19 protein-coding genes and 1 tRNA gene are annotated in these 20,395 nt (G+C 67.2%); 13 read left to right on the forward strand and 7 right to left on the reverse strand.

What is annotated here, in order from left to right; genetic code table 11:
• Window positions 1-124: 124 nt before the first annotated feature.
• Window positions 125-1,084: a thioredoxin-disulfide reductase gene (gene trxB / locus ACTJLF_RS12375; protein ID WP_019654269.1), complete on the reverse strand. Its 960-nt coding sequence runs from the start codon at window positions 1,082-1,084 to the stop codon at window positions 125-127.
• A gap of 182 nt (window positions 1,085-1,266) precedes the next feature.
• Here trxB and ACTJLF_RS12380 point away from each other — a divergent pair, with 182 nt between their 5' ends.
• From ACTJLF_RS12380 to ACTJLF_RS12415, 8 genes are all read left to right on the forward strand, one after another.
• On the forward strand, window positions 1,267-1,941 hold the full coding sequence (locus ACTJLF_RS12380; RefSeq protein ID WP_019654268.1) for a Crp/Fnr family transcriptional regulator: 675 nt from the start codon (window positions 1,267-1,269) through the stop codon (window positions 1,939-1,941).
• A gap of 100 nt (window positions 1,942-2,041) precedes the next feature.
• Window positions 2,042-4,492 carry a DNA translocase FtsK gene (locus ACTJLF_RS12385; protein ID WP_440883170.1) on the forward strand — a complete coding sequence of 817 codons (2,451 nt, stop codon included), beginning with the start codon at window positions 2,042-2,044 and terminating at the stop codon, window positions 4,490-4,492.
• Window positions 4,493-4,649: 157 nt separating this feature from the next.
• Window positions 4,650-5,282 carry an outer membrane lipoprotein chaperone LolA gene (gene lolA / locus ACTJLF_RS12390; protein WP_440883171.1) on the forward strand — a complete coding sequence of 211 codons (633 nt, stop codon included), beginning with the start codon at window positions 4,650-4,652 and terminating at the stop codon, window positions 5,280-5,282.
• Between the two features lie 26 nt (window positions 5,283-5,308).
• Window positions 5,309-6,601 (forward strand): replication-associated recombination protein A, encoded by a 1,293-nt coding sequence (locus ACTJLF_RS12395; RefSeq protein ID WP_019654265.1) that lies wholly within the window; start codon window positions 5,309-5,311, stop codon window positions 6,599-6,601.
• Between the two features lie 251 nt (window positions 6,602-6,852).
• On the forward strand, window positions 6,853-7,782 hold the full coding sequence (locus ACTJLF_RS12400; protein ID WP_019654264.1) for a branched-chain amino acid ABC transporter permease: 930 nt from the start codon (window positions 6,853-6,855) through the stop codon (window positions 7,780-7,782).
• A 13-nt stretch (window positions 7,783-7,795) separates the two neighbouring features.
• Window positions 7,796-9,004 (forward strand): branched-chain amino acid ABC transporter permease, encoded by a 1,209-nt coding sequence (locus ACTJLF_RS12405; RefSeq protein ID WP_019654263.1) that lies wholly within the window; start codon window positions 7,796-7,798, stop codon window positions 9,002-9,004.
• A gap of 20 nt (window positions 9,005-9,024) precedes the next feature.
• Entirely contained in the window at window positions 9,025-9,798 is a 774-nt protein-coding gene (locus tag ACTJLF_RS12410; RefSeq protein ID WP_019654262.1) for an ABC transporter ATP-binding protein, read from the forward strand.
• Window position 9,799: 1 nt separating this feature from the next.
• Complete coding sequence (locus tag ACTJLF_RS12415; protein ID WP_240649914.1) at window positions 9,800-10,564, forward strand: ABC transporter ATP-binding protein; 765 nt, start codon at window positions 9,800-9,802, stop codon at window positions 10,562-10,564.
• A gap of 86 nt (window positions 10,565-10,650) precedes the next feature.
• Here the strand turns inward: ACTJLF_RS12415 and ACTJLF_RS12420 are convergent, their stop codons facing one another.
• The gene (locus tag ACTJLF_RS12420; RefSeq protein ID WP_440883172.1) at window positions 10,651-11,106 is read right to left on the reverse strand and encodes a (2Fe-2S)-binding protein; all 456 of its coding nucleotides are present in this window, start codon (window positions 11,104-11,106) and stop codon (window positions 10,651-10,653) included.
• Window positions 11,107-11,117: 11 nt separating this feature from the next.
• Window positions 11,118-13,313 (reverse strand): xanthine dehydrogenase family protein molybdopterin-binding subunit, encoded by a 2,196-nt coding sequence (locus tag ACTJLF_RS12425; RefSeq protein ID WP_019654259.1) that lies wholly within the window; start codon window positions 13,311-13,313, stop codon window positions 11,118-11,120.
• 144 nt (window positions 13,314-13,457) lie between these two features.
• On the opposite strand from ACTJLF_RS12425, the gene ACTJLF_RS12430 reads away from it, so the two are divergent.
• Entirely contained in the window at window positions 13,458-14,216 is a 759-nt protein-coding gene (locus ACTJLF_RS12430) for a Crp/Fnr family transcriptional regulator (protein WP_019654258.1), read from the forward strand.
• Here ACTJLF_RS12430 and ACTJLF_RS12435 read toward each other — a convergent pair.
• Complete coding sequence (locus ACTJLF_RS12435) at window positions 14,188-15,168, reverse strand: Bug family tripartite tricarboxylate transporter substrate binding protein (protein ID WP_019654257.1); 981 nt, start codon at window positions 15,166-15,168, stop codon at window positions 14,188-14,190. The genes ACTJLF_RS12430 and ACTJLF_RS12435 overlap by 29 nt on opposite strands.
• Window positions 15,169-15,216: 48 nt before the next feature.
• Window positions 15,217-16,281, reverse strand: coding sequence for a CDP-6-deoxy-delta-3,4-glucoseen reductase (locus ACTJLF_RS12440; protein ID WP_132752418.1), 1,065 nt, complete (start codon window positions 16,279-16,281; stop codon window positions 15,217-15,219).
• An 85-nt stretch (window positions 16,282-16,366) separates the two neighbouring features.
• On the opposite strand from ACTJLF_RS12440, the gene ACTJLF_RS12445 reads away from it, so the two are divergent.
• Window positions 16,367-17,299, forward strand: a complete 933-nt coding sequence (locus ACTJLF_RS12445; RefSeq protein WP_440883173.1) for an NAD-dependent epimerase/dehydratase family protein — start codon at window positions 16,367-16,369, stop codon at window positions 17,297-17,299.
• 134 nt (window positions 17,300-17,433) lie between these two features.
• On the opposite strand, the gene ACTJLF_RS12450 is transcribed toward ACTJLF_RS12445, so the two are convergent.
• Window positions 17,434-17,518: transfer RNA gene (locus ACTJLF_RS12450), tRNA-Leu, on the reverse strand.
• 42 nt (window positions 17,519-17,560) lie between these two features.
• Between ACTJLF_RS12450 and cysM the strand changes: the two genes are divergently transcribed.
• The 3 genes from cysM to ACTJLF_RS12465 all read left to right on the forward strand — a co-directional run bounded on the left by cysM (window position 17,561) and on the right by ACTJLF_RS12465 (window position 19,396).
• A complete protein-coding gene (gene cysM, locus ACTJLF_RS12455) occupies window positions 17,561-18,463 on the forward strand; it encodes a cysteine synthase CysM (RefSeq protein WP_019654254.1) in 903 nt (300 codons plus the stop codon).
• Window positions 18,464-18,603: 140 nt separating this feature from the next.
• Window positions 18,604-19,179 (forward strand): NUDIX domain-containing protein, encoded by a 576-nt coding sequence (locus ACTJLF_RS12460; RefSeq protein WP_126182759.1) that lies wholly within the window; start codon window positions 18,604-18,606, stop codon window positions 19,177-19,179.
• Window positions 19,169-19,396, forward strand: a complete 228-nt coding sequence (locus ACTJLF_RS12465) for a sulfurtransferase TusA family protein (RefSeq protein WP_019654252.1) — start codon at window positions 19,169-19,171, stop codon at window positions 19,394-19,396. The genes ACTJLF_RS12460 and ACTJLF_RS12465 overlap by 11 nt, the downstream gene beginning before the upstream one ends.
• Window positions 19,397-19,468: 72 nt before the next feature.
• On the opposite strand, the gene galU is transcribed toward ACTJLF_RS12465, so the two are convergent.
• Window positions 19,469-20,359, reverse strand: a complete 891-nt coding sequence (gene galU, locus ACTJLF_RS12470; RefSeq protein ID WP_132797010.1) for a UTP--glucose-1-phosphate uridylyltransferase GalU — start codon at window positions 20,357-20,359, stop codon at window positions 19,469-19,471.
• Between the last annotated feature and the right edge of the window lie 36 nt (window positions 20,360-20,395).

The raw sequence follows: 20,395 nt of genomic DNA on the forward strand, positions 1-20,395 counted from the left end.
GCAGGTGTTTTGCAGCTTGACCTCGCCAGAAAACGGGTGGCGGTACCCCGGCTTTGCCGTAGCTCGTGAGAGAGCCCTGTTTCGGCAAAGCCTCGGATTATAGCCCTTTTGTGGGCCCTGCAGGTTACAGGGTGCCGTCCTGCTCCAGGAATCGCTGGGCGTCGAGAGCGGCCATGCAGCCGGTGCCGGCGCTGGTGATGGCCTGGCGGTAGACGTTGTCCTGCACGTCGCCGGCGGCGAAGACGCCCGGAATGCTGGTCATCGTGGCGAAGCCCTGCAGGCCGGAGCGGGTCAGGATGTAGTTGTCCTTCATCTCCAGCTGGCCCTGGAAGATGTCGGTGTTCGGGTGGTGGCCGATCGCGATGAAGCAACCCTTCAGGTCGATCTGCTCCGTGGCGCCGGTCTGCGTGTTCTTGATGCGGATGCCCGTCACGCCCGAGTCGTCGCCCAGCACTTGGTCGAGCTCGTTGTGCAGCTTCAGCTCGATCTTGCCCTCGGCGACCTTCTCCATGACCTTGTCGATCAGGATCGGCTCGGCCCGGAACTTGTCGCGGCGGTGCACCAGGGTGACCTTGTTCGCGATGTTGGCGAGGTAGAGCGCTTCCTCGACGGCCGTATTGCCGCCGCCGATCACGCACACTTCCTGCTCACGGTAGAAGAAGCCGTCGCAGGTCGCGCAGGCGGAGACGCCGCGGCCCATGAACTTCTGTTCGGAGTCGAGGCCCAGGTACTTCGCCGAAGCGCCGGTGGCGATGATCAGCGCGTCGCAGGTATAGGTGCCGCTGTCGCCGGTGAGGGTGAAGGGGCGCTTGCTCAGGTCGACCTTGTTGATGTGGTCGAAGACGATCTGCGTCTTGAAGCGCTCCGCATGCTCCAGGAAGCGCTGCATGAGGTCGGGTCCTTGCACGCCATGCACGTCGGCCGGCCAGTTGTCGACCTCGGTGGTGGTCATCAGCTGCCCGCCCTGGGCGATGCCGGTGATGAGCAGGGGCTGCAGATTTGCGCGTGCTGCATAGACGGCGGCCGTATAGCCGGCAGGGCCGGAGCCCAGAATCAAAACCTTGGCGTGTTGGGGAGCGGACATGAGTAGAAACCTAGGATGGACGCTGCGTCAGCGTGTACATTTTCAGGGTGGTAGCGATATATATGGAGTATCACTGCCCGGTTCAACACCGGGTAAACGGTGTTTTCAATGCGCGCGATTGTAGTAATCCATCGGCTTGCTGCTTTCTGGATTGCTCCGCCCGCTATCTCAGGGATTGATAAATGTCGATGCTGTCCAACCTCGAATTGCTTCGGCGCGTTCCATTGTTCGCGTCGTTGACAGCCACGCAGTCCGCTAGCATCGCGGACGCGATCATCAAGAAGCGCTTCAAGCGCGCGGAGGTCGTCGTGGAGCAGGGCAAGAAGTCCGATGCGCTCTACATCATCCTGACCGGCCGCGCTCGCGTCACCAGCGCCGACAGCCGCGGACGAGAGGTCATCCTGGCAACGCTGCATCCCGGCGACTACCTCGGCGAGATGAGCCTGATCGACGACGAGCCCCATTCGGCCACCGTGCGCACCGAGATCCAGTGCGACGTGCTCATGCTGGGCCGCGACGCCTTCGCGCGCTGCCTGCCCGAGAACTCCTCCATGGCCTACAACATCATGCGCGGCCTGGTGCAGCGCCTGCGCCATGCCGACCGCAAGATCGAGTCGCTGGCGCTGATGGATGTCTACGGGCGCGTGGCCCGTTCGCTGCTCGAGTTCGCCATCGAGGACGGCGCCGGCAATCTCAAAGTGCGCGAGAAGATCTCCCGCCAGGATCTGGCCAAGATGGTCGGCGCCTCGCGCGAGATGGTGAGCCGGGTGATGAAGGATCTCGAGGAGCGCGGTTTCGTCCAGACGCAGGAAGACGGTTCGATGATCGTCAAGGAACGGCTCCTTTCGCTGGCCTGAGCCTCCAGGGCCGGGGCCGCCTGTAACGGCGGCCCCGGCCTTTTGTTGTAGTGTTCGTGCATCCGGCCCCAATTTCCCGAGGCCGGGCGCCGTGTTTTTCATGACCTATTCGCTGAATACGCTTCAATCTTCTTCTGCTGCCGAGGGGCAACCCGTGCGCGTGCGCGCCATGCGCTTCGCGCACGAGATCACGCTGATCGCAGGATTCGCAGCGCTGCTGTTCTGGCTGCTCTCGATGCTGAGCTTCACGCCCTCCGACGCCGCCTGGTCCACTTCGGGCACCGGGGGCGAAATCAAGAACTGGGGCGGCCGCATCGGCGCCTGGCTGGCCGACGGCAGCTACTACGCCGCCGGCTATTCCGTCTGGTGGTGCCTTTTCGCCGGGCTGCGCGCCTGGCTGTCTTCGCTGGCCAACTGGCTGCGCGGCGGCGAACCCTCGGCCGCCGAACAGACTGCGCCGCGCGGGCGCTTCAACCGCAGCCGCCTTGCCTTCTGGCTCGGCCTCGTCCTGCTGCTCTGCGCGAGCACGGTGCTCGAATGGTCGCGCCTTTACCGGCTCGAAGCCCACCTTCCGGGCTCCGGCGGCGGTGCGCTGGGCTATCTGGTCGGTCCCGCCAGCGTGCGCTGGATGGGCTTCACCGGCTCGGCGCTGGTGGCCATCGCCGGGGGCGTGATCGGCTCCGCGCTGGTGTTCCGCTTCTCCTGGAGTCTGATCGCCGAGCGCATCGGCGCACGCTTCTATTCGCTGTTCGAGTCGCGCCGTGAAAAGCGCGAGATGGCTGCAGACATCGCCATGGGCAAGCAGGCTGCCCGCGAGCGTGCGGAAGCCGACGAGTCCGCCTACGCGCGCGACGACATCGATTCCGGCCGCTCCGAGCCCTCGCTGTCGCCATCGTCCGGTGCCTTTGCCGGCGGTGGCGGAGGCGACGACGAGATCCTCATCGAGCCGCGTCCCAAGCGCCGCCCGCCATCGCCACCGGTGCAGATCGAACCCGCGATGACCGAGGTGCCCCGCAGCGACCGCGTCGTCAAGGAGCGCCAGAAGCCTCTCTTCAAGGAACTGCCCGACAGCAAGCTGCCGCAGGTCGACCTGCTCGACCCCGCCCAGGCGCGCCAGGAGACGGTCTCGGCCGACACGCTCGAGATGACCTCGCGCATGATCGAGAAGAAGCTCAAGGACTTCGGCGTCGAGGTGCGCGTGGTGCTCGCTTCGCCGGGCCCCGTCATCACGCGATACGAGATCGAGCCGGCCACCGGCGTCAAGGGCTCGCAGATCGTCAACCTCGCGAAGGACCTTGCGCGTTCGCTCTCGCTGGTGTCGATCCGCGTGGTCGAGACCATTCCGGGCAAGAACTACATGGCGCTGGAGCTGCCGAACGCCAAGCGCCAGTCGATCAAGCTCAGCGAGATCCTGGGCTCGCAGGTCTACAACGAAGGCAAGTCGATGCTCACCATGGGCCTCGGCAAGGACATCATCGGCAACCCGGTGGTGGCCGACCTCGCGAAGATGCCGCACGTGCTGGTGGCCGGTACCACCGGCTCGGGCAAGTCGGTGGGCATCAACGCGATGATCCTTTCGCTGCTCTACAAGGCCGAGGCGCGCGACGTGCGCCTGCTCATGATCGACCCGAAGATGCTCGAAATGTCGGTCTACGAAGGCATCCCGCACCTGCTGGCGCCCGTGGTCACCGACATGCGCCAGGCCGCGCACGGCCTGAACTGGTGCGTGGCCGAGATGGAGCGCCGCTACAAGCTCATGAGCAAGCTGGGCGTGCGCAACCTGGCCGGCTACAACACCAAGATCGACGAAGCCAAGGCGCGCGAGGAGTTCATCTACAACCCCTTCAGCCTCACGCCCGACGATCCCGAGCCGCTCAAGTGCGAGCCGCACATCGTCGTGGTGATCGACGAACTGGCCGACCTGATGATGGTGGTCGGCAAGAAGATCGAAGAGCTGATCGCCCGCCTCGCGCAGAAGGCGCGCGCCGCCGGCATCCATCTCATCCTTGCCACCCAGCGCCCCAGCGTGGACGTGATCACCGGCCTGATCAAGGCCAACATCCCGACCCGCATCGCCTTCCAGGTGTCGAGCAAGATCGACAGCCGCACCATCCTCGACCAGATGGGCGCCGAGGCACTGCTCGGCATGGGCGACATGCTCTACATGCCCAGCGGCACCGGCCTGCCGATCCGCGTGCACGGCGCCTTTGTCAGCGACGACGAAGTGCATCGCGTGGTGGCCTACCTCAAGAGCCAGGGCGAGCCCGACTACATCGAGGGCGTGCTCGAAGGCGGCACGGTCGATGGCGACGGTGAAGGCGACCTGCTCGGCGGCGGTGGCGACGGCGAGAAGGACCCGATGTACGACCAGGCGGTCGAAGTGGTGCTCAAGAACCGCAAGGCCAGCATCTCGCTGGTGCAGCGCCACCTGAAGATCGGCTACAACCGCGCCGCGCGGCTCGTCGAGGACATGGAGAAGGCCGGCCTCGTCAGCGCCATGAGCGGCAGCGGCCAGCGCGAGATCCTGGTGCCCGCGCGTGCGGCCGAATGACGGGCCGCGAAACCCGGATCGCCCAGGTTACTTGCTGAAAGGCAATTTGCAAAAGCGCCTTTCGGCATTGCAAATCTTCATCAAGGCCTACACCTGCCGCAATTCGCGGCGGGTAGGGTCGAAAGCCTGGTGCCATAGCCATTCAGAGGAATCCAAATTGAAACTGCGTCACTGGCTGCTGATAGGCCTGCTGAGTTCCGTCAACGCCTGGGCAAGCGGGCTCGACAGCCTCGAAACCTTCGTGAAGACGGTGAAGTCCGGCCGCGCCGACTTCACCCAGACCGTCACCGCGCCCGCGCGTGAAGGCCAGCCGGGCCGTACCAAGACCTCGGCCGGCACCTTCGAATTCCAGCGCCCCGGCAAGTTCAAGTTCGACTACCAGAAGCCCTTCGCGCAGAGCATCGTGGCCGACGGCAGGACGCTGTGGCTCTACGATGCCGACCTGAACCAGGTCACGCAGCGTGCGCAGGCGCAGGCATTGGGCTCCACGCCCGCGGCGCTGATCGCGGCGGCGCCCGACCTCAAGGCTCTGCAGGCCGATTTCACGCTGGAGTCCGCGCCCGACCGCGACGGCCTGCAGTGGGTCAAGGCCACGCCGAAGAACAAGGATGGCCAGCTGCAGAGCGTGCAGGTCGGTTTCCAGGGCGATGCATTGGCGGCGCTCGAAATCCTCGACAGCTTCGGCCAGCGCTCGGTGCTCAAGTTCAGCAAGGTCGAGGTGAACCCGTCCCTGCCCGCCAGCGTGTTCGACTTCAAGCCGCCGGCCGGCGCGGACGTCGTCAAGCAGTAAGTAACCGCGCAAGCAAGCCCACCGGATTGGCCACCACCGCTCATCAACCCCTCGCTGAACGCCTGCGTCCCAAGACGCTGGGCGAGGTGATCGGCCAGCAGCACCTGCTCGGCCCCGGGATGCCGCTGCGCATCGCCTTCGAATCGGGCCAGCCGCATTCCTGCATCCTGTGGGGCCCGCCGGGCACGGGCAAGACCACCATCGCACGATTGATGGCCGACGCCTTCGACGCGCAGTTCCTGAGCATCAGCGCGGTGCTCGGCGGCGTGAAGGACATCCGCGAAGCGGTGGAGCGCGCCACCGCCGCGCGCGACGGGCTCACGCAGCAGCGCACCATCGTCTTCGTCGACGAGGTGCACCGCTTCAACAAGAGCCAGCAGGACGCCTTCCTGCCGCACGTGGAGTCGGGCCTGTTCACCTTCATCGGCGCGACCACCGAGAACCCCTCGTTCGAGGTCAATTCGGCGTTGCTGTCGCGTGCCGCCGTCTACGTGCTGCAGTCGCTCGACGAGAGCAATCTCAAGCAGATCGTGGCGCGGGCGCAGGCCATACAGGCCGTGCCCGCCATCGACGACGCCGCGGTCGACCGTCTCGTGGCCTATGCGGACGGCGATGCGCGCCGGCTGCTCAACACGCTCGAGACGCTCGCGGTCGCAGCGCGCGCGGAGAAGCTCGACCACATCACCGACGAGTGGCTGCTGCGCGTGCTCGGCGAGCGCATGCGGCGCTACGACAAGGGCGGCGAGCAGTTCTACGACACCATCAGCGCGCTGCACAAGTCGGTACGTGGCAGCGACCCCGATGCCGCGCTCTACTGGTTCGTGCGCATGCTCGATGGCGGCGCCGATCCGCGCTACATGGCGCGCCGGCTGGTGCGCATGGCCAGCGAAGACATCGGCTTGGCCGACCCGCGCGCGCTGCGCCTCGCGCTCGACGCTGCCGAGGTGTATGAGCGGCTGGGTACCCCCGAGGGCGAACTCGCGCTGGCCGAGTGCGTGGTCTACCTCGCGATCGCGCCCAAGTCGAATGCCGTCTACAAGGCCTACAACGCGGTACGCGCCCTCGTGAAGACCGACACCACGCGCCCGGTGCCCATGCACCTGCGCAATGCGCCGACCAAGCTCATGAAGCAGCTCGACTACGGCAAGGGCTACCGCTATGCGCACGACGAGGAGGGCGGTTTCGCCGCCGGCGAGCGCTACCTTCCCGACGGCCTGGAGGGCCAGGTCTTCTACGAACCGGTGGAGCGTGGACTCGAGATCCGCATCGCGGAAAAGCTGCGCGACCTGCGCCGGCGCAACGACGAAGCCAAGGGCTGATACGGCCGTCGATACCCTCTTGCAGCACGCGCGCAAAGCGTGCATGACCCCACGCGCATACAGCATGACGTGAGCGGGTAAACCCCGGTCCGCGCGCACCGAATCGGCGCTGGCGCGTGACTACAATCCCGCCCACAAATCCGCCGGCGACACATGTTGGCTGGTTTTTTGCTTGTCAAGCCAGGGGCGCCAAACCGGTGTCCCGGTGGGTGAATGGCACCCCAACGGTGCAACACATAGGAAATCGCGTTATGGACATTTTGCTGCAGCAGATCATCAACGGTCTGGTTCTCGGCAGCATGTATGCCTTGATAGCCCTGGGCTATACCATGGTGTACGGCATCATCAATCTGATCAACTTTGCGCACGGCGAGGTGCTGATGGTGGGGGCTCTCACGAGCTGGACCATCATCGGGCTCATGAAGGACGGCATGCCCAACACCCCGGGCTGGCTGATCCTCTTCATCGCGCTGATCATCGCCTGCGTCGTCGCGGCAACCCTCAACTTCGTGATCGAGAAGGTGGCCTACCGGCCGCTGCGCAACAGCCCCAAGCTCGCGCCGCTCATCACCGCCATCGGCATGTCGATCCTGCTGCAGACGCTGGCGATGATCATCTGGAAGCCGACCAACAAGGCCTATCCCACCCTCCTGCCTTCCGACCCCATCCACCTCGGCGGTGCGGTCATCTCCCCGACCCAGGTCATGATCCTCAGCGTCACGGCGTTCTCGCTCGTGGTGCTCATGTGGCTGGTCAACTACACCAAGCTCGGCCGCGCGATGCGCGCCACCGCCGAGAACCCGCGCGTCGCGGCGCTCATGGGCATCCGACCCGACATGGTCATCTCGGCCACCTTCATCATCGGTGCCGTGCTCGCGGCCATCGCCGGCGTCATGTACGCCTCCAACTACGGCATCGCGCAGCACGCGATGGGCTTCCTGCCCGGCCTCAAGGCCTTCACCGCGGCCGTGTTCGGCGGCATCGGCAACCTGGCCGGTGCGGTCGTCGGCGGCATCCTGCTGGGCCTCATCGAAGCGATCGGCTCGGGCTACATCGGAACGCTGACCGGCGGCGTGCTCGGCAGCAACTACAGCGACATCTTCGCGTTCATCGTGCTGATCGCCATGCTCACGCTGCGTCCTTCGGGCCTGCTGGGCGAACGCGTGGCCGACCGCGCCTGAGGAGCTTGCCATCATGAAGAACAGCAAGAACCTCGCCCTGTACGTCATCGGCGCCATCGCCGTGCTCGCGCTGCCGCTGCTGCTGCAGATGCAGGGCAACGCCTGGGTGCGCATCGCCGACATCGCACTGCTCTACGTGCTGCTGGCCCTGGGCCTGAACATCGTGGTCGGCTACGCCGGCCTGCTCGACCTGGGCTACGTGGCCTTCTTCGCGGTGGGGGCGTACCTCTTCGCGCTGATGGGCTCGTCGCACCTGTCCGAGACCTTCGAGTGGTTCAAGATCACCTTCCCGAACGGCATGCACACCTCGCTGCTGATCGTGATACCGCTGGCCTTCGTGCTCGCGGCGGTGCTCGGCGTGCTGCTGGGCGCGCCAACGCTCAAGCTGCGCGGCGACTACCTCGCCATCGTCACGCTCGGCTTCGGCGAAATCATCCGCGTGTTCCTGAACAACCTCGACCAGCCGGTGAACATCACCAACGGTCCGAAGGGCATCACCTCGATCGACTCGATCAAGTTCTGGGGGCTCGACCTCGGCAAGGCGCTGAAGTTCGACGGCTTCACCATCTCGTCGGTCACGCTCTACTACTACCTGTTCCTGGCGCTGGTGCTGGTCACCATCCTCATCTCGCACCGCCTGCAGCTTTCGCGCATCGGCCGCGCCTGGATGGCCATCCGCGAGGACGAGATCGCCGCCAAGGCCATGGGCATCAACACCCGCAACATGAAGCTGCTGGCCTTCGGCATGGGCGCGAGCTTCGGCGGCGTCTCCGGCGCGATGTTCGCGGCCTTCCAGGGCTTCGTGTCGCCCGAGTCCTTCAGCCTGATGGAGTCGGTGATGATCGTTGCGATGGTCGTGCTCGGCGGCATCGGCCACCTGCCCGGCGTGATCCTGGGCGCCATCCTGCTGGCCGCGCTGCCCGAGGTGCTGCGTTACGTGGCGGGCCCGCTGCAGTCGATGACCGATGGCCGCCTCGACGCTTCCATCCTGCGCCAGCTGTTCATCGCGCTGGCCATGATCGTCATCATGCTGGTGCGCCCGCGCGGCCTGTGGCCCTCGCCGGAGCATGGCAAGTCGCTGACCAGGAAGGGCGGAGCGCCCGTCGACCCGACCCATGCCGCAGTGGCACCCGGCTCGCTGCAGACGCACGCACCGGGCATCGATACGCCCGCCGACGAGCTGCCTGGCGCCGCTTCCCGTCCCATGTCGATCAATCCCTGAACGCACGAGGAAGAATCAACATGACGACCGACACCATCCTCGACGTCCGGGGCATCTCCAAGCGCTTCGGCGGGCTGCAGGCCCTGTCCGATGTGGGCATCACCATCAAGCGCGGCCAGGTCTACGGCCTGATCGGCCCCAACGGCGCCGGCAAGACCACGTTCTTCAACGTGATCACCGGCCTGTACACGCCCGACAGCGGCACCTTCGAGCTCGCGGGCAAGCCCTACCAGCCGACGGCGGTGCACGAAGTGGCCAAGGCCGGCATCGCGCGCACCTTCCAGAACATCCGCCTCTTCGCCGAAATGACGGCGCTCGAGAACGTGATGGTCGGGCGCCACATCCGCACCCATTCGGGCGTGCTCGGAGCGATGTTCCGCACCGGCGGCTTCAAGGCCGAGGAGAAGGCCATCGCCGAGCGGGCGCACGAACTGCTCGACTACGTGGGCATCGGCAAGTTCGCCGACTACAAGGCGCGCACGCTGTCGTACGGCGACCAGCGCCGCCTCGAGATCGCACGCGCGCTGGCCACCGACCCGCAGCTCATCGCGCTGGACGAGCCCGCTGCCGGCATGAACTCCACCGAGAAGGTGGCGCTGCGCGAGCTGATCGACCGCATCCGCCGCGACAACCGCACCATCCTGATCATCGAGCACGACGTCAAGCTCATCATGGGCCTGTGCGACCGCGTCACCGTGCTGGACTACGGCAAGCAGATCGCCGAAGGCACCCCGGTGGACGTGCAGAAGAACGAGAAGGTGATCGAGGCCTACCTCGGCACCGGAGGACATTGAGATGAGCGCAGCAACGATGACGAGCGAACAAGACACCGCGACGAAGACGGCGGGCAAGGTGCTGCTGAAGGTCAACGGCCTGAAGGTGGGCTATGGCGGCATCCAGGCCGTCAAGGGCGTGGACTTCGAGGTGCGCGAGGGCGAGCTGGTCTCGCTGATCGGCTCCAACGGCGCCGGCAAGACCACCACCATGAAGGCCATCACCGGCACGCTGCCGGCAGGGGCTGGCAACATCGAGTTCCTGGGCCGCAGCATCAAGGGCCGCGGCGCCTGGGACCTCGTGGAAGAGGGCCTGGTGATGGTGCCGGAAGGCCGTGGCGTGTTCACGCGCATGACCATCACCGAGAACCTGCAGATCGGCGCCTACATCCGCAAGGACAAGGCCGGCATCGCGAGCGACATGGAGCGCGTGTTCGTCACCTTCCCGCGCCTGCGCGAACGCAAGGACCAGCTGGCCGGCACCATGTCGGGCGGCGAGCAGCAGATGCTGGCCATGGGCCGAGCGCTCATGGCACGCCCCAAGGTGCTGCTGCTCGACGAGCCCACCATGGGCCTGTCGCCCATCATGTGCGACAAGATCTTCGAGGTGGTGCAGACCGTGGCCTCGCAGGGCGTGACCATCCTGCTGGTCGAGCAGAACGCCAATCGCGCGCTGCAGCTGGCCGACCGCGGCTACGTGATGGAGTCGGGCCTCATCACCATGAGCGGCGATGCCAAGGGCCTGCTGAGCGACCCGCGCGTGCGGGCCGCGTACCTCGGCGAATAGGCGGGCGTTCCGTTCGCCACAGGCGGTGCGGGCCGCGCCCGGATGGCGCGGCAGTGCGCACCGCCTTTTTTCTTTTTTCCTGCCGGCTACATCATCGCCGCGGCGGCCTTGATCGCCTCGCGGATGCGCCCGTAGGTGCCGCAGCGGCACACGTTCTCGATGGCGTCGATGTCGGCATCCGTCGGGTTGCGCGTGCGGCGCAGCAGGTCCACCGCCGCCATGATCTGCCCCGGCTGGCAGAAGCCGCATTGCGGCACGTCGAGGTTCAGCCAGGCCTGCTGCACCGGATGCAGCGTGTTGGCATTGGCCAGCCCCTCGATGGTCGTCACCTGGCGGCCACGCACGTCGGACACGCGCACCGAGCACACCGTCACCGCCTTGCCGTCGACGTGGCAGGTGCAGGCCTTGCACACGTTGATGCCGCAGCCGTACTTCGGCCCGGTGATGCCGAGCTTGTCGCGAAGCACCCAGAGCAGGGCCATGTCGTCGGGCGCCTCGACGTCGACGTTCTGGCCGTTCACCTTGAAAGATTGCACGGGCATGGGGAGTCTCCTCAGGTCGGGATCTGGACGTTGACGGGCGTGGGCAGCTTGCCCGGCGGGATCGGCGTGAAGTCGACCGGGAAGTTCAGCGGGAAGCTGCGCGGCCTGGTGCCGGTGGCGCGCGCATAGGCGTTGGCGATGGCGCCGGAGCTGGCCGAGAGGCCGACCTCGCCCAGGCCGCCGATGGCCTCGGCGCTGGGCGGCATGATGATGATCTTCACGTCCTTCGGGTAGTTCTTCATGCGCGAGAAGTGGTACTGCGAATAGCTGCCTTCCAGCGGCAGGCCGTTCTGGATGTGCAGCCCCGCACTGAGCACCAGCGCGATCGACTCGCACAGGCCGCCCTGCAGCTGCGCCTCGATGCCCGAGGGGTTGATCGGCGTGCCCACGTCGATCGCGATGGTGGCGCGAACCACCTGCGCGGCAGACGGCACCCGCGCGTCGATCTCGACGATGCAGGCCGTGAACGACTTCGTCTCCTGGTGCACGCCCACGCCCTGCGCGAAGCCCGCGGGCATCGCCTTGCCCCATTGCGCCGCCTCGGCCACGGCCTTGAGCACCGCGCGGGCGCGCGGCAGCCGCAGGTACTCGAGCCGGAAGGCGACCGGGTCCTTGCCCGCCGCCTTGGCCATCTCGTCGACCAGGATCTCCTCCACCAGCCGCGAGGGCTGGATGTGCACCGAGCGGTACGAGCAGGTGTTCATGTCGATCGGCACCGGCGTCAGCAGCTTGGTCGTGACGCCGAAGTTGTAGGGCGAGGAGACCATGGTCTTGAACATGGTCTGCTCGATCGCGAAGTTGCCCACCGTCTGCGGAAAGGCGTTGGGCAGCGCGATGGCTGCGGCCTCCAGCATGTTGCCGAAGCCGTGGCGCGTGTCGAGCCGCACGCCGGCGACGCGCTGCTCGAAGGCGATCACCTGGCCCAGCAGCATGGTGGCGCGCGCCTTGTGGAACATCGGCGGGCGCATGCGCGTGTGGCGCATGTCGTCGGTGCGGTGGTACATCAGGCGGCAGGGGCGCCCGAGCGCCTTCGATACCTGGATCGCCTGCAGCACCGGGTCCCAGAAGAGCCGCCGGCCGAAGGAGCCGCCCGAGGGCACCACGTGCACGGTCACTCTGTTCAAGGGCAGGCCGAGTTCGGCCGCGACCGCCTGCTGGGTTACGATGGGGCTTTGCAGGCCGGCCCAGATCTCGGCCCGGTCGGGACGCACGTCGGCGATCGCGCATTCCACCTCCATCGGACAGTGCGAGACCGGTGCGAACTCGAACTCGCCCTCCACGGTCAGCGCGCCCAGCGGCGGCAGCGCGAAGGGCAGCAGCGCCGACTTCAGCTTGCGCATGATGGTGGCGTTCGACTCGCCGTCGATCGGCCCGGCGGCCCAGGTCACGTCGAGCGCGTTCACCGCGGCCCATGCCTGCCCGAAGGTCTCGGCCATCACGGCCACGCCGGGCGGCGTCGGCGTGATGCCGTTGGTCGACGGAATCGGCACCACGCCGATCACGCCCGGCATGGCCATCACCGTGTTCATGTTGTTGATGCTCACGAACTTGCCGTTGATGGTCGGCGGGCGCCGCACCATGGTCGGCATCGCGCCGGGCACAGCCTGGTCGAGCGTGAACTTCTTGCGCCCGGTGACGATGTCCAGCGCATCGAGCCGCGTGACGCGCTGCCCGACCACCGAGGGCGTGGAGCCCGAGAGCACACCGCCCAGGCCGCCCAGCAGCGGCATCCCGGCATGCAGCGAGCGCACGCTCGACGAGCCGCCGGTGAGCTGGTTCCAGATCAGCTCGGGGCTGGCGTCGGCCGAGGTCACCTCGATGGCGCTCAGCGGCAGGCGCAGCTTGTCGGCCAGCATCATCGCGGTGGCCGTGGCGATGCCCTGGCCCACCTCCAGGCGCGGCAGCGCGAGCCGCACGCGTCCGTTCTCGCCGTTGGTCACTTTCACGAGGGGCATGGTCGGCAGCGCGGTCAGCGTCACCGCATCGCCGATGTCGAACAGGTCGGTGGTGTCCGGAGGCGTCATCGGCAGCAGCGCGGCGGCTGCCGTGGAGGGCGCCGCGAGGCCTGCAAGTCCGGCGACCCCGGCCGTGGCCGAGACCAGCGGCGCGGCCGTCGCGTAGCCCAGGACCTCGCGCCGGCGCAGGCCCGGCGCGTCACCGCCGTCCGGCCCGCGCGAGGGACGCGGGCTCTCGTTCGAACGCTTCATCGTTGTCTCCTTGTTGTGGTGGCGAACGCGAGCGACTGTGGCATCATCGCCGCGCCCGGGATGTCGTTGGAACGACATTCCTTACGGCCCGCGATGGACCGGCTCTTGCGACGAGCCGGCCGTGTCCTGGGAGGAGACCCGACGATGTCGACGAGCGCGCTGGAGAACATGCTCCGCGAGAGCCTGTGGGCACGAGCCCTCACGAGCGAGGAGCTCGATCGCGTCGTGCAGGAGTCCCACGAGCGCACCATTCCTGCTGGCGGTTTCGTCGTGCGGCGCGGCGAGCCCGCCGATCACTGGGTCGGCGTGATGGACGGCCTGCTGAAGATGTCCGTGTCGCTGCCCGACGGCCGCGTTTCCACCTTCACCGGCGTCACCGCCGGCGGCTGGAGCGGCGAGGGCTCCCTGCTCACCCCCGGACCCTGGCGCTACGACGGCGTGGCGCTGAGACCCACCCGCGTCGCATGCATCCCGAAGCACAGCTTCGAGCGCCTCCTGGCCTCGAACATCGAATTCAATCGGTTTCTGTTGTTACACATCAATGCGCGACTGAGCCTGTTCATCGGGCTCATGGAATTCGATCGCCTGCTGGGGCCCGACGCGCGCGTGGCGCGCTGCCTCGCCAGCCTGTTCGATCCGATCCTCTATCCGCGCGCCGACCGTTTCGTGCGGTTGAGTCAGGACGAGATCGGCCTGCTGTCGGCGGTGTCGCGCCAGCGCGCGAACCGGGCGCTGCACGCCCTGCAGCGCGACGGCCTGCTGCGCGTGGAGCACGGCGGTGTCGAGGTGCTCGACCTCGCGGGGCTGCGCAGCTATTCGGGCGATGCCTCCTCGGTGGCGCTGCGCCGCGAGGAGGCCCTGCCCGAGGACCTCGTCAGTCCACCTTCGCGCCGGTGGCCTTGACGACCTTCTCGTACTTGGCGAGCTCGCTCTTCATGAAGGCGCCGAACTGCTCGGGGGAGCTGCCCACCGGCTCGGCCAGCAGCGAGGCGAAGCGGGTCTTCGTCTCCGGCGCGTTCAGCGCCGCGACGAAGGCCTGGTTGAGCTTCACGACCACGTCATGCGGCGTGCCCGCCGGCGCGACCAGGCCCCACCAGGTGTCGATCGAGAAGCCCTTGAGCGTGTCGGCCACGGGCGGCACCTCGGGCAGCGAACTGCTGCGCTGCAGCGTCGTCACCGCCAGCGCCTTGAGCTTGCCCGAGCGGATGTTCGGCGCGGCGGTGGCGAGGTTGTCGAAGTTGAAGTCGACCTGGCCCGAGATCAGCGCCAGCTGCGCCGGATTGCCGCCGTTGTACGGAATGTGCAGCGCGAAGATGCCCGCTTCCTTCTTGAACAGCTCGCCCGCGAGGTGTCCCGCGCTGCCGTTGCCGCCGCTGCCGTAGTTGAGCTTGGCGGGGTTGGCCTTGGCGTAGCGGATCAGGTCGGCCACGCTGTTGATGTTCAGGCGCCTGGCCGTGTCGGCGTTCATCACCAGCACGTTGGGCACGCGGACCATCTGCGTGATCGGCGCGAAGTCGGTCGCGGCGTTGAACGGCATCTTGCTGTAGAGCCACGGGTTCACCGCGTTGGTGGCGGTGGCCGCGATGCCGATCGTCAGGCCGTCGGCAGGCGCCTTCGCCACCGCATCGGCGCCGATGTTGCCGCCCGCGCCGGGCTTGTTGTCGATGATGACCGTGCCCAGCGAGTCCTTCACGCGCTCTGCCAGGATGCGCGCGGTGTTGTCGATGGGGCCGCCCGCTGCGTAGGGGACGATCAGGCGGATGGGCCGCTGCGACTGCTGCGCCATGGCCTGTCCGGTGCCCAGCAGGGCGGCGGCGCTTGCGATGAGGGTGAGGAGGAAGTGTCTCGTCTTCATTTGTTCTTGGGTCTGTCGTTCTCGGGGAACCGGTGGAACCGGGGAGTCTCAGGGCAGGGCCTTGTCCGCCTCCGTGGTGAATGCGTCGGCGAAGAATTCTTCCTCGGGCAGGCCGGCCAGCGCCACGTAGTCGCGCTTGGCCGAGTCGACCACGATGGGCGCGCCGCAGGCATACACCTGGTGGCCCGACAGGTCGGCGAAGTCCTCGAGCACGGCCTTGTGGACGAAGCCGGTGCGGCCGGTCCAGTTGTCCTCGGGCGTTGCGTTGGAGACCACCGGCACGTAGCGCAGGTTCGGCATCCGAGCCATCTGCTCGTGCAGCCAGCCGTCCATGTACAGGTCTTCGGGCCGGCGGCCGCCCCAGTACAGCGTGGCGGGGCGGTCGATGCCCTTGAACTGCATGTGCTCCAGCAGCGCCTTGATGGGCGCGAAGCCGGTACCGGAGGCCAGCAGGATCATCGGCTTGTCGGAATCCTCGCGCAGGAAGAAGCTGCCGAAGGGGCCCTCGATGCGAAGGATCTCCTTTTCCTTCATCGTGCCGAAGACGTGGTCGGTGAACTTGCCGCCGGGCAGGTGCCGCAGGTGCAGTTCGATGCCGGTGCCGGGTTGCGCCAGCGTGTGCGGCGCGTTGGCCATCGAGTAGCTGCGGCGCGAGCCGTCGCGCAGGATGAACTCGACGTACTGGCCAGCGTAGAACTGCAGTGGCTCCCCGGCCGGCAGCTGCAGGCGCACCAGCATCACGTCGTGCGACTGGCGCGTGAGGGCCATCACGCGCACCGGCATCTTGCGGATCGGCAGCGCGCCGGCCTCGGTGACCTGGCGCGATTCGAGCACCACGTCGCTCGTGGGATGGGCGCAGCAGGTGAGCACGTAGCCGGCCAGCTGCTCCTCGGCGCTCAGGGCCTTGCTCTGGTGCGGCCCGAGGGTGACTTCGCCCGAGAGCTTCTTGCACTTGCACGAGCCGCAGGCGCCGTCCTTGCAGCCGTAGGGCAGGCCGATGCCCTGGCGGATGCCTGCGGCCAGGATGGTTTCGTCGCCCTGGACCACGAAATTGCGCCCGCTGGGCTCGACGGTGATGGAAAAGCCCGCTTCGTGCGGCGCTGTGGCAGTCATCGGTATTCTTCGAGGGGTAACGCTCCCTCCGGGCCGCTGGCGGCCAGGGGAGCTGGAACTGAATTGGGAAGACGGGAACAGGATTTTGCCTTCAATCAATAGCCCCTCCGGCGCGCTGCCAGCGCGGTTCCGGCGAGAACGCCTGCTGATCGTCGGTTGCGGCGACGTGGGCCAGCGCGTGGCGCGCGACCTGCGCGGGCGCTTGCAGCTGGTGGCGCTCACTTCGTCAATGGGGCGGCTGGACGCCCTGCGCACTGCCGGAATACGCCCGCTGGTGGGCAATCTCGACGATCCGCGCACCCTGCGCCGGCTCGCCGGCATTGCCACCCGGGTGCTGCACCTGGCCCCCCCTGCGCGCGACGGCGGCCCCGCCTGGTGGCGCGACCAGCGCACCACCACGCTGGCGCGGGCCCTGCGACTGCGTTCGATGCCCTCGGCCTTCGTCTACGGCTCGACCAGCGGCGTCTACGGCGACTGCGGCGGCGCGCGCATCGACGAAACCCGCGCCCTGCGCCCCGACACCCCGCGCTCGCACCGCCGCGTCGACGCCGAACGCGCCGTGCGCTGGCTCGGCCGCAGCGCAGGCGTGCGCGCCAGCATCCTGCGCATCCCCGGCATCTATGCTCCCGACCGCAAGAACGGCACCCCCCGCGCCCGCCTGCAGCGCGGCACGCCCGTGCTGCGGCGCCAGGACGACGTCTACACCAGCCACATCCACGCCGACGACCTCGCCCGCGCCTGCATCGCCGCGCTCTTCCGCGGCAAGCCGCAGCGCGTCGTGCACGCCGCGGACGACACCGAACTGCGCATGGGCGACTACATGGACCTCGCCGCCGACCTCTACGGCATGCCCCGCCCGCCCCGCGTGGCCCGGGGCGAGGCCGAGCGGCAGCTTCCGCTGCAGCTGCTGAGCTTCATGGGGGAATCGCGCCGGCTGGACAACACGCGGCTGAAGCGCGAGTTGAGGGTGCGCCTGGCGCATCCGACGGTACACACCGGCCTGCGCGAAACGGCGTAAGAAGAAAGGGAAGGAGAAGGCCCAATTCCAGGGACACCGTGGAACCGGCTTCGCCGGGCCACCGGTGTCGCCCCCGGAAGGTGGTTGGCGTAGCGACACGAAGTGCGCGAAGACTGGGGGCGAGCCAGAACCTGTGGTGCCCGGGGCCGGAATCGAACCGGCACGCCTTGCGGCGGGGGATTTTGAGTCCCCTGCGTCTACCAATTTCACCACCCGGGCAGGGTTCTGAACGAAGCCCAAAATTATGGCACAGTGGCTGGCATGAACTATCCGACGATCGAAGACGCCATCGGCAAGACCCCTCTGGTCGCACTGCAACGCATCAATGCCGCAGAAAATGCCCGGCGCGGCAACGTGATTCTCGGCAAGCTCGAAGGCAACAACCCCGCCGGCTCCGTGAAGGACCGGCCCGCTCTCTCGATGATCCGGCGCGCCGAGGAGCGCGGCGAGATCAAGCCTGGCGACACCCTGATCGAAGCCACTTCCGGCAACACCGGCATCGCGCTCGCGATGGCCGCCGCCATCAAGGGCTACCGCATGCTGCTCATCATGCCGGAGGACCTTTCCGTGGAGCGTGCGCAGACCATGAAGGCCTTCGGCGCCGAGCTCGTGCTCACGCCCAAGAGCGGCGGTATGGAGTATGCCCGCGACCTCGCCGAACAGATGGTGGCCCAGGGCAAGGGCCGTGTGCTCGACCAGTTCGCCAACCCCGACAACCCGCGCATCCACTACGAGACCACCGGCCCCGAGATCTGGGCCGACACCAAGGGCAAGGTCACGCACTTCGTGAGCGCGATGGGCACGACCGGCACCATCACCGGCGTGTCGCGCTTCCTCAAGGAGAAGAACCCCGCGGTGCGCATCATCGGCGCGCAGCCGGCAGAGGGCTCGCGCATCCCAGGCATCCGCAAGTGGCCGGCCGAGTACCTGCCGAAGATCTTCGATCCGAGCCGCGTCGACGAGGAGATCAGCGTGAGCCAGAGCGATGCCGAAGAGATGTGCCGCCGCCTCGCGCGCGAGGAGGGCATCTTCGGCGGCATTTCGGCCGCAGGCGCGCTGTGGGCTGCGCTCGAAGTGTCGAAGACGGTCGAGAACGCCACCATCGTCTTCGTGGTCTGCGACCGCGGCGACCGCTACCTCTCCACCGGCGTCTTCCCCGCCTGACAAGGCCCGCCCCCAGGCCATGCGAACTTCGTGTCGCTTCGCCAACCCCCTCCGGGGGCAACACCTGCAGCGCGGCAAAGCCGGTTCTGCGGTGTTCCCGGAAGGGGCCACGACTCAACAACAAGAAGGCTGAGAACCCCATGCCCCATCCCAAGTACTGCCAGGTCTGCGCCACGCCGCTCGAGTGGATTGCATTGATGGAAGACGGCGGCCCCAAGGAGCGGCTGCGCTGCCCCAACTGCGGCCACACGCACTGGAACAACCCGACGCCCGTGCTCGCGGCCATCGTCGAGTACCGCGGCCAGGTGCTGCTGGCGCGCAATGCCGCGTGGCCGGGCAAGATGTTCGCGCTCATCACCGGCTTCATGGAGGCCGGCGAGACGCCCGAGGAGGGCATCGCACGCGAGGTGAAGGAAGAGACCAACCTCGACGTGAGCGCCACGAAGATCGTCGGCGCCTACGACTTCCAGCGAATGAACCAGGTCATCATCGCCTACCACGTGGTGGCCGACGGCGAGGTGAAGCTCTCGCCCGAGCTGGTCGACTACCGCCTCTACGACCTGCCCGATCTCAAGTGCTGGCCCGCCGGCACCGGCTATGCGCTGGCCGACTGGCTGCGCACGCGCGGGCACGAGCCCGTGTTCTTCACCGCCGCGGAAAACGAGGAGCGCCGCCGCGGCCTGAACCTGCCGCCGGAGCCGGGCAATGCAAGTTGATCGCGAACTCGACACGCGCGGGCTGAACTGCCCGCTGCCCATCCTCAAGGCGAAGAAGTCGCTCAATGACATGGCGAGCGGCCAGCTGCTGAAGGTTGTGTCGACCGACCCCGGATCGATCCGCGACTTCCAGGCCTTCGCGCGCCAGACCGGCAACGAGCTGATGGAGCAGGAAACCGTCGGTACCGACTTCATCCACGTGCTGAAGCGCCGTTGACGAAACGGCAGGCATTACAAAAAGAAAAGGGCCGCTGTTGCGGCCCTTTCTGCATGAGCGCGAAGCGAAGGATTACAGCTTCAGGCTCTTGAGGTACTCGCGGAAATCCGCGCCCACCTCGGGGTGCGCCAGCGCCAGTTCCACCGACGCCTGCAGGAAGCCCTCCTTGCTGCCGCAGTCGTAGCGGGTGCCCTTGTACGAGTACGCGTAGACCGATTCCTTCTTCATCAGCGCCGCGATGCCGTCGGTCAGCTGGATCTCGCCGCCCGCGCCCTTGGGCTGGTTGCGGATCTCGGCGAACACGCCCGGCGTGAGGATGTAGCGGCCGGCCACGCCCAGGCGCGAGGGCGCTTCTTCGGGCTTCGGCTTCTCGATCATGCGGCTGACCTTCACCAGGCCTTCCTCGACCTTGTCGCCGGCCACGATGCCGTAGCGCTTGACGTGCTCGAGCGGCACTTCCTGCACCGCGAGCAGCGAGCCGCCGAGGCGGCCGAAGGCTTCGGTCATCTGAGCCAGCACCGGCTGGCCGCCGTCGGGGCCGACCATCAGGTCGTCCGCCAGCAGCACGGCGAAGGGCTCGTTGCCGACCAGGTGCTCGGCGCACAGCACCGCGTGACCCAGGCCCAGCATGCGCGGCTGGCGCACGTAGGAGCAGGTCATGTCGTCGGGCATGACCGAGCGGGCGATGTTCAGCAGGGCGGTCTTGCCGCTGGCTTCGAGCTGGCTCTCGAGCTCGTAGGCGGTGTCGTAGTGGTCTTCGATGGCGCGCTTGTTGCGGCCGGTCACGAAGATCATGTCGCGGATGCCGGCTGCGTACGCCTCTTCGACGGCGTACTGGATCAGCGGCTTGTCGACCACGGGCAGCATTTCCTTGGGTTGCGCCTTCGTGGCCGGCAGGAAACGGGTGCCGAAGCCTGCAACGGGGAATACGGCCTTGCGGATGCGGGTCGCGGTAGTGGACATGGGCGGTTCAGCGTCTTTCGTCAAAGAGGGGGATGG

The sequence above is a fragment of the Variovorax sp. 22077 genome (assembly GCF_052044195.1).
Lineage (GTDB): Bacteria > Pseudomonadota > Gammaproteobacteria > Burkholderiales > Burkholderiaceae_C > Variovorax > Variovorax atrisoli.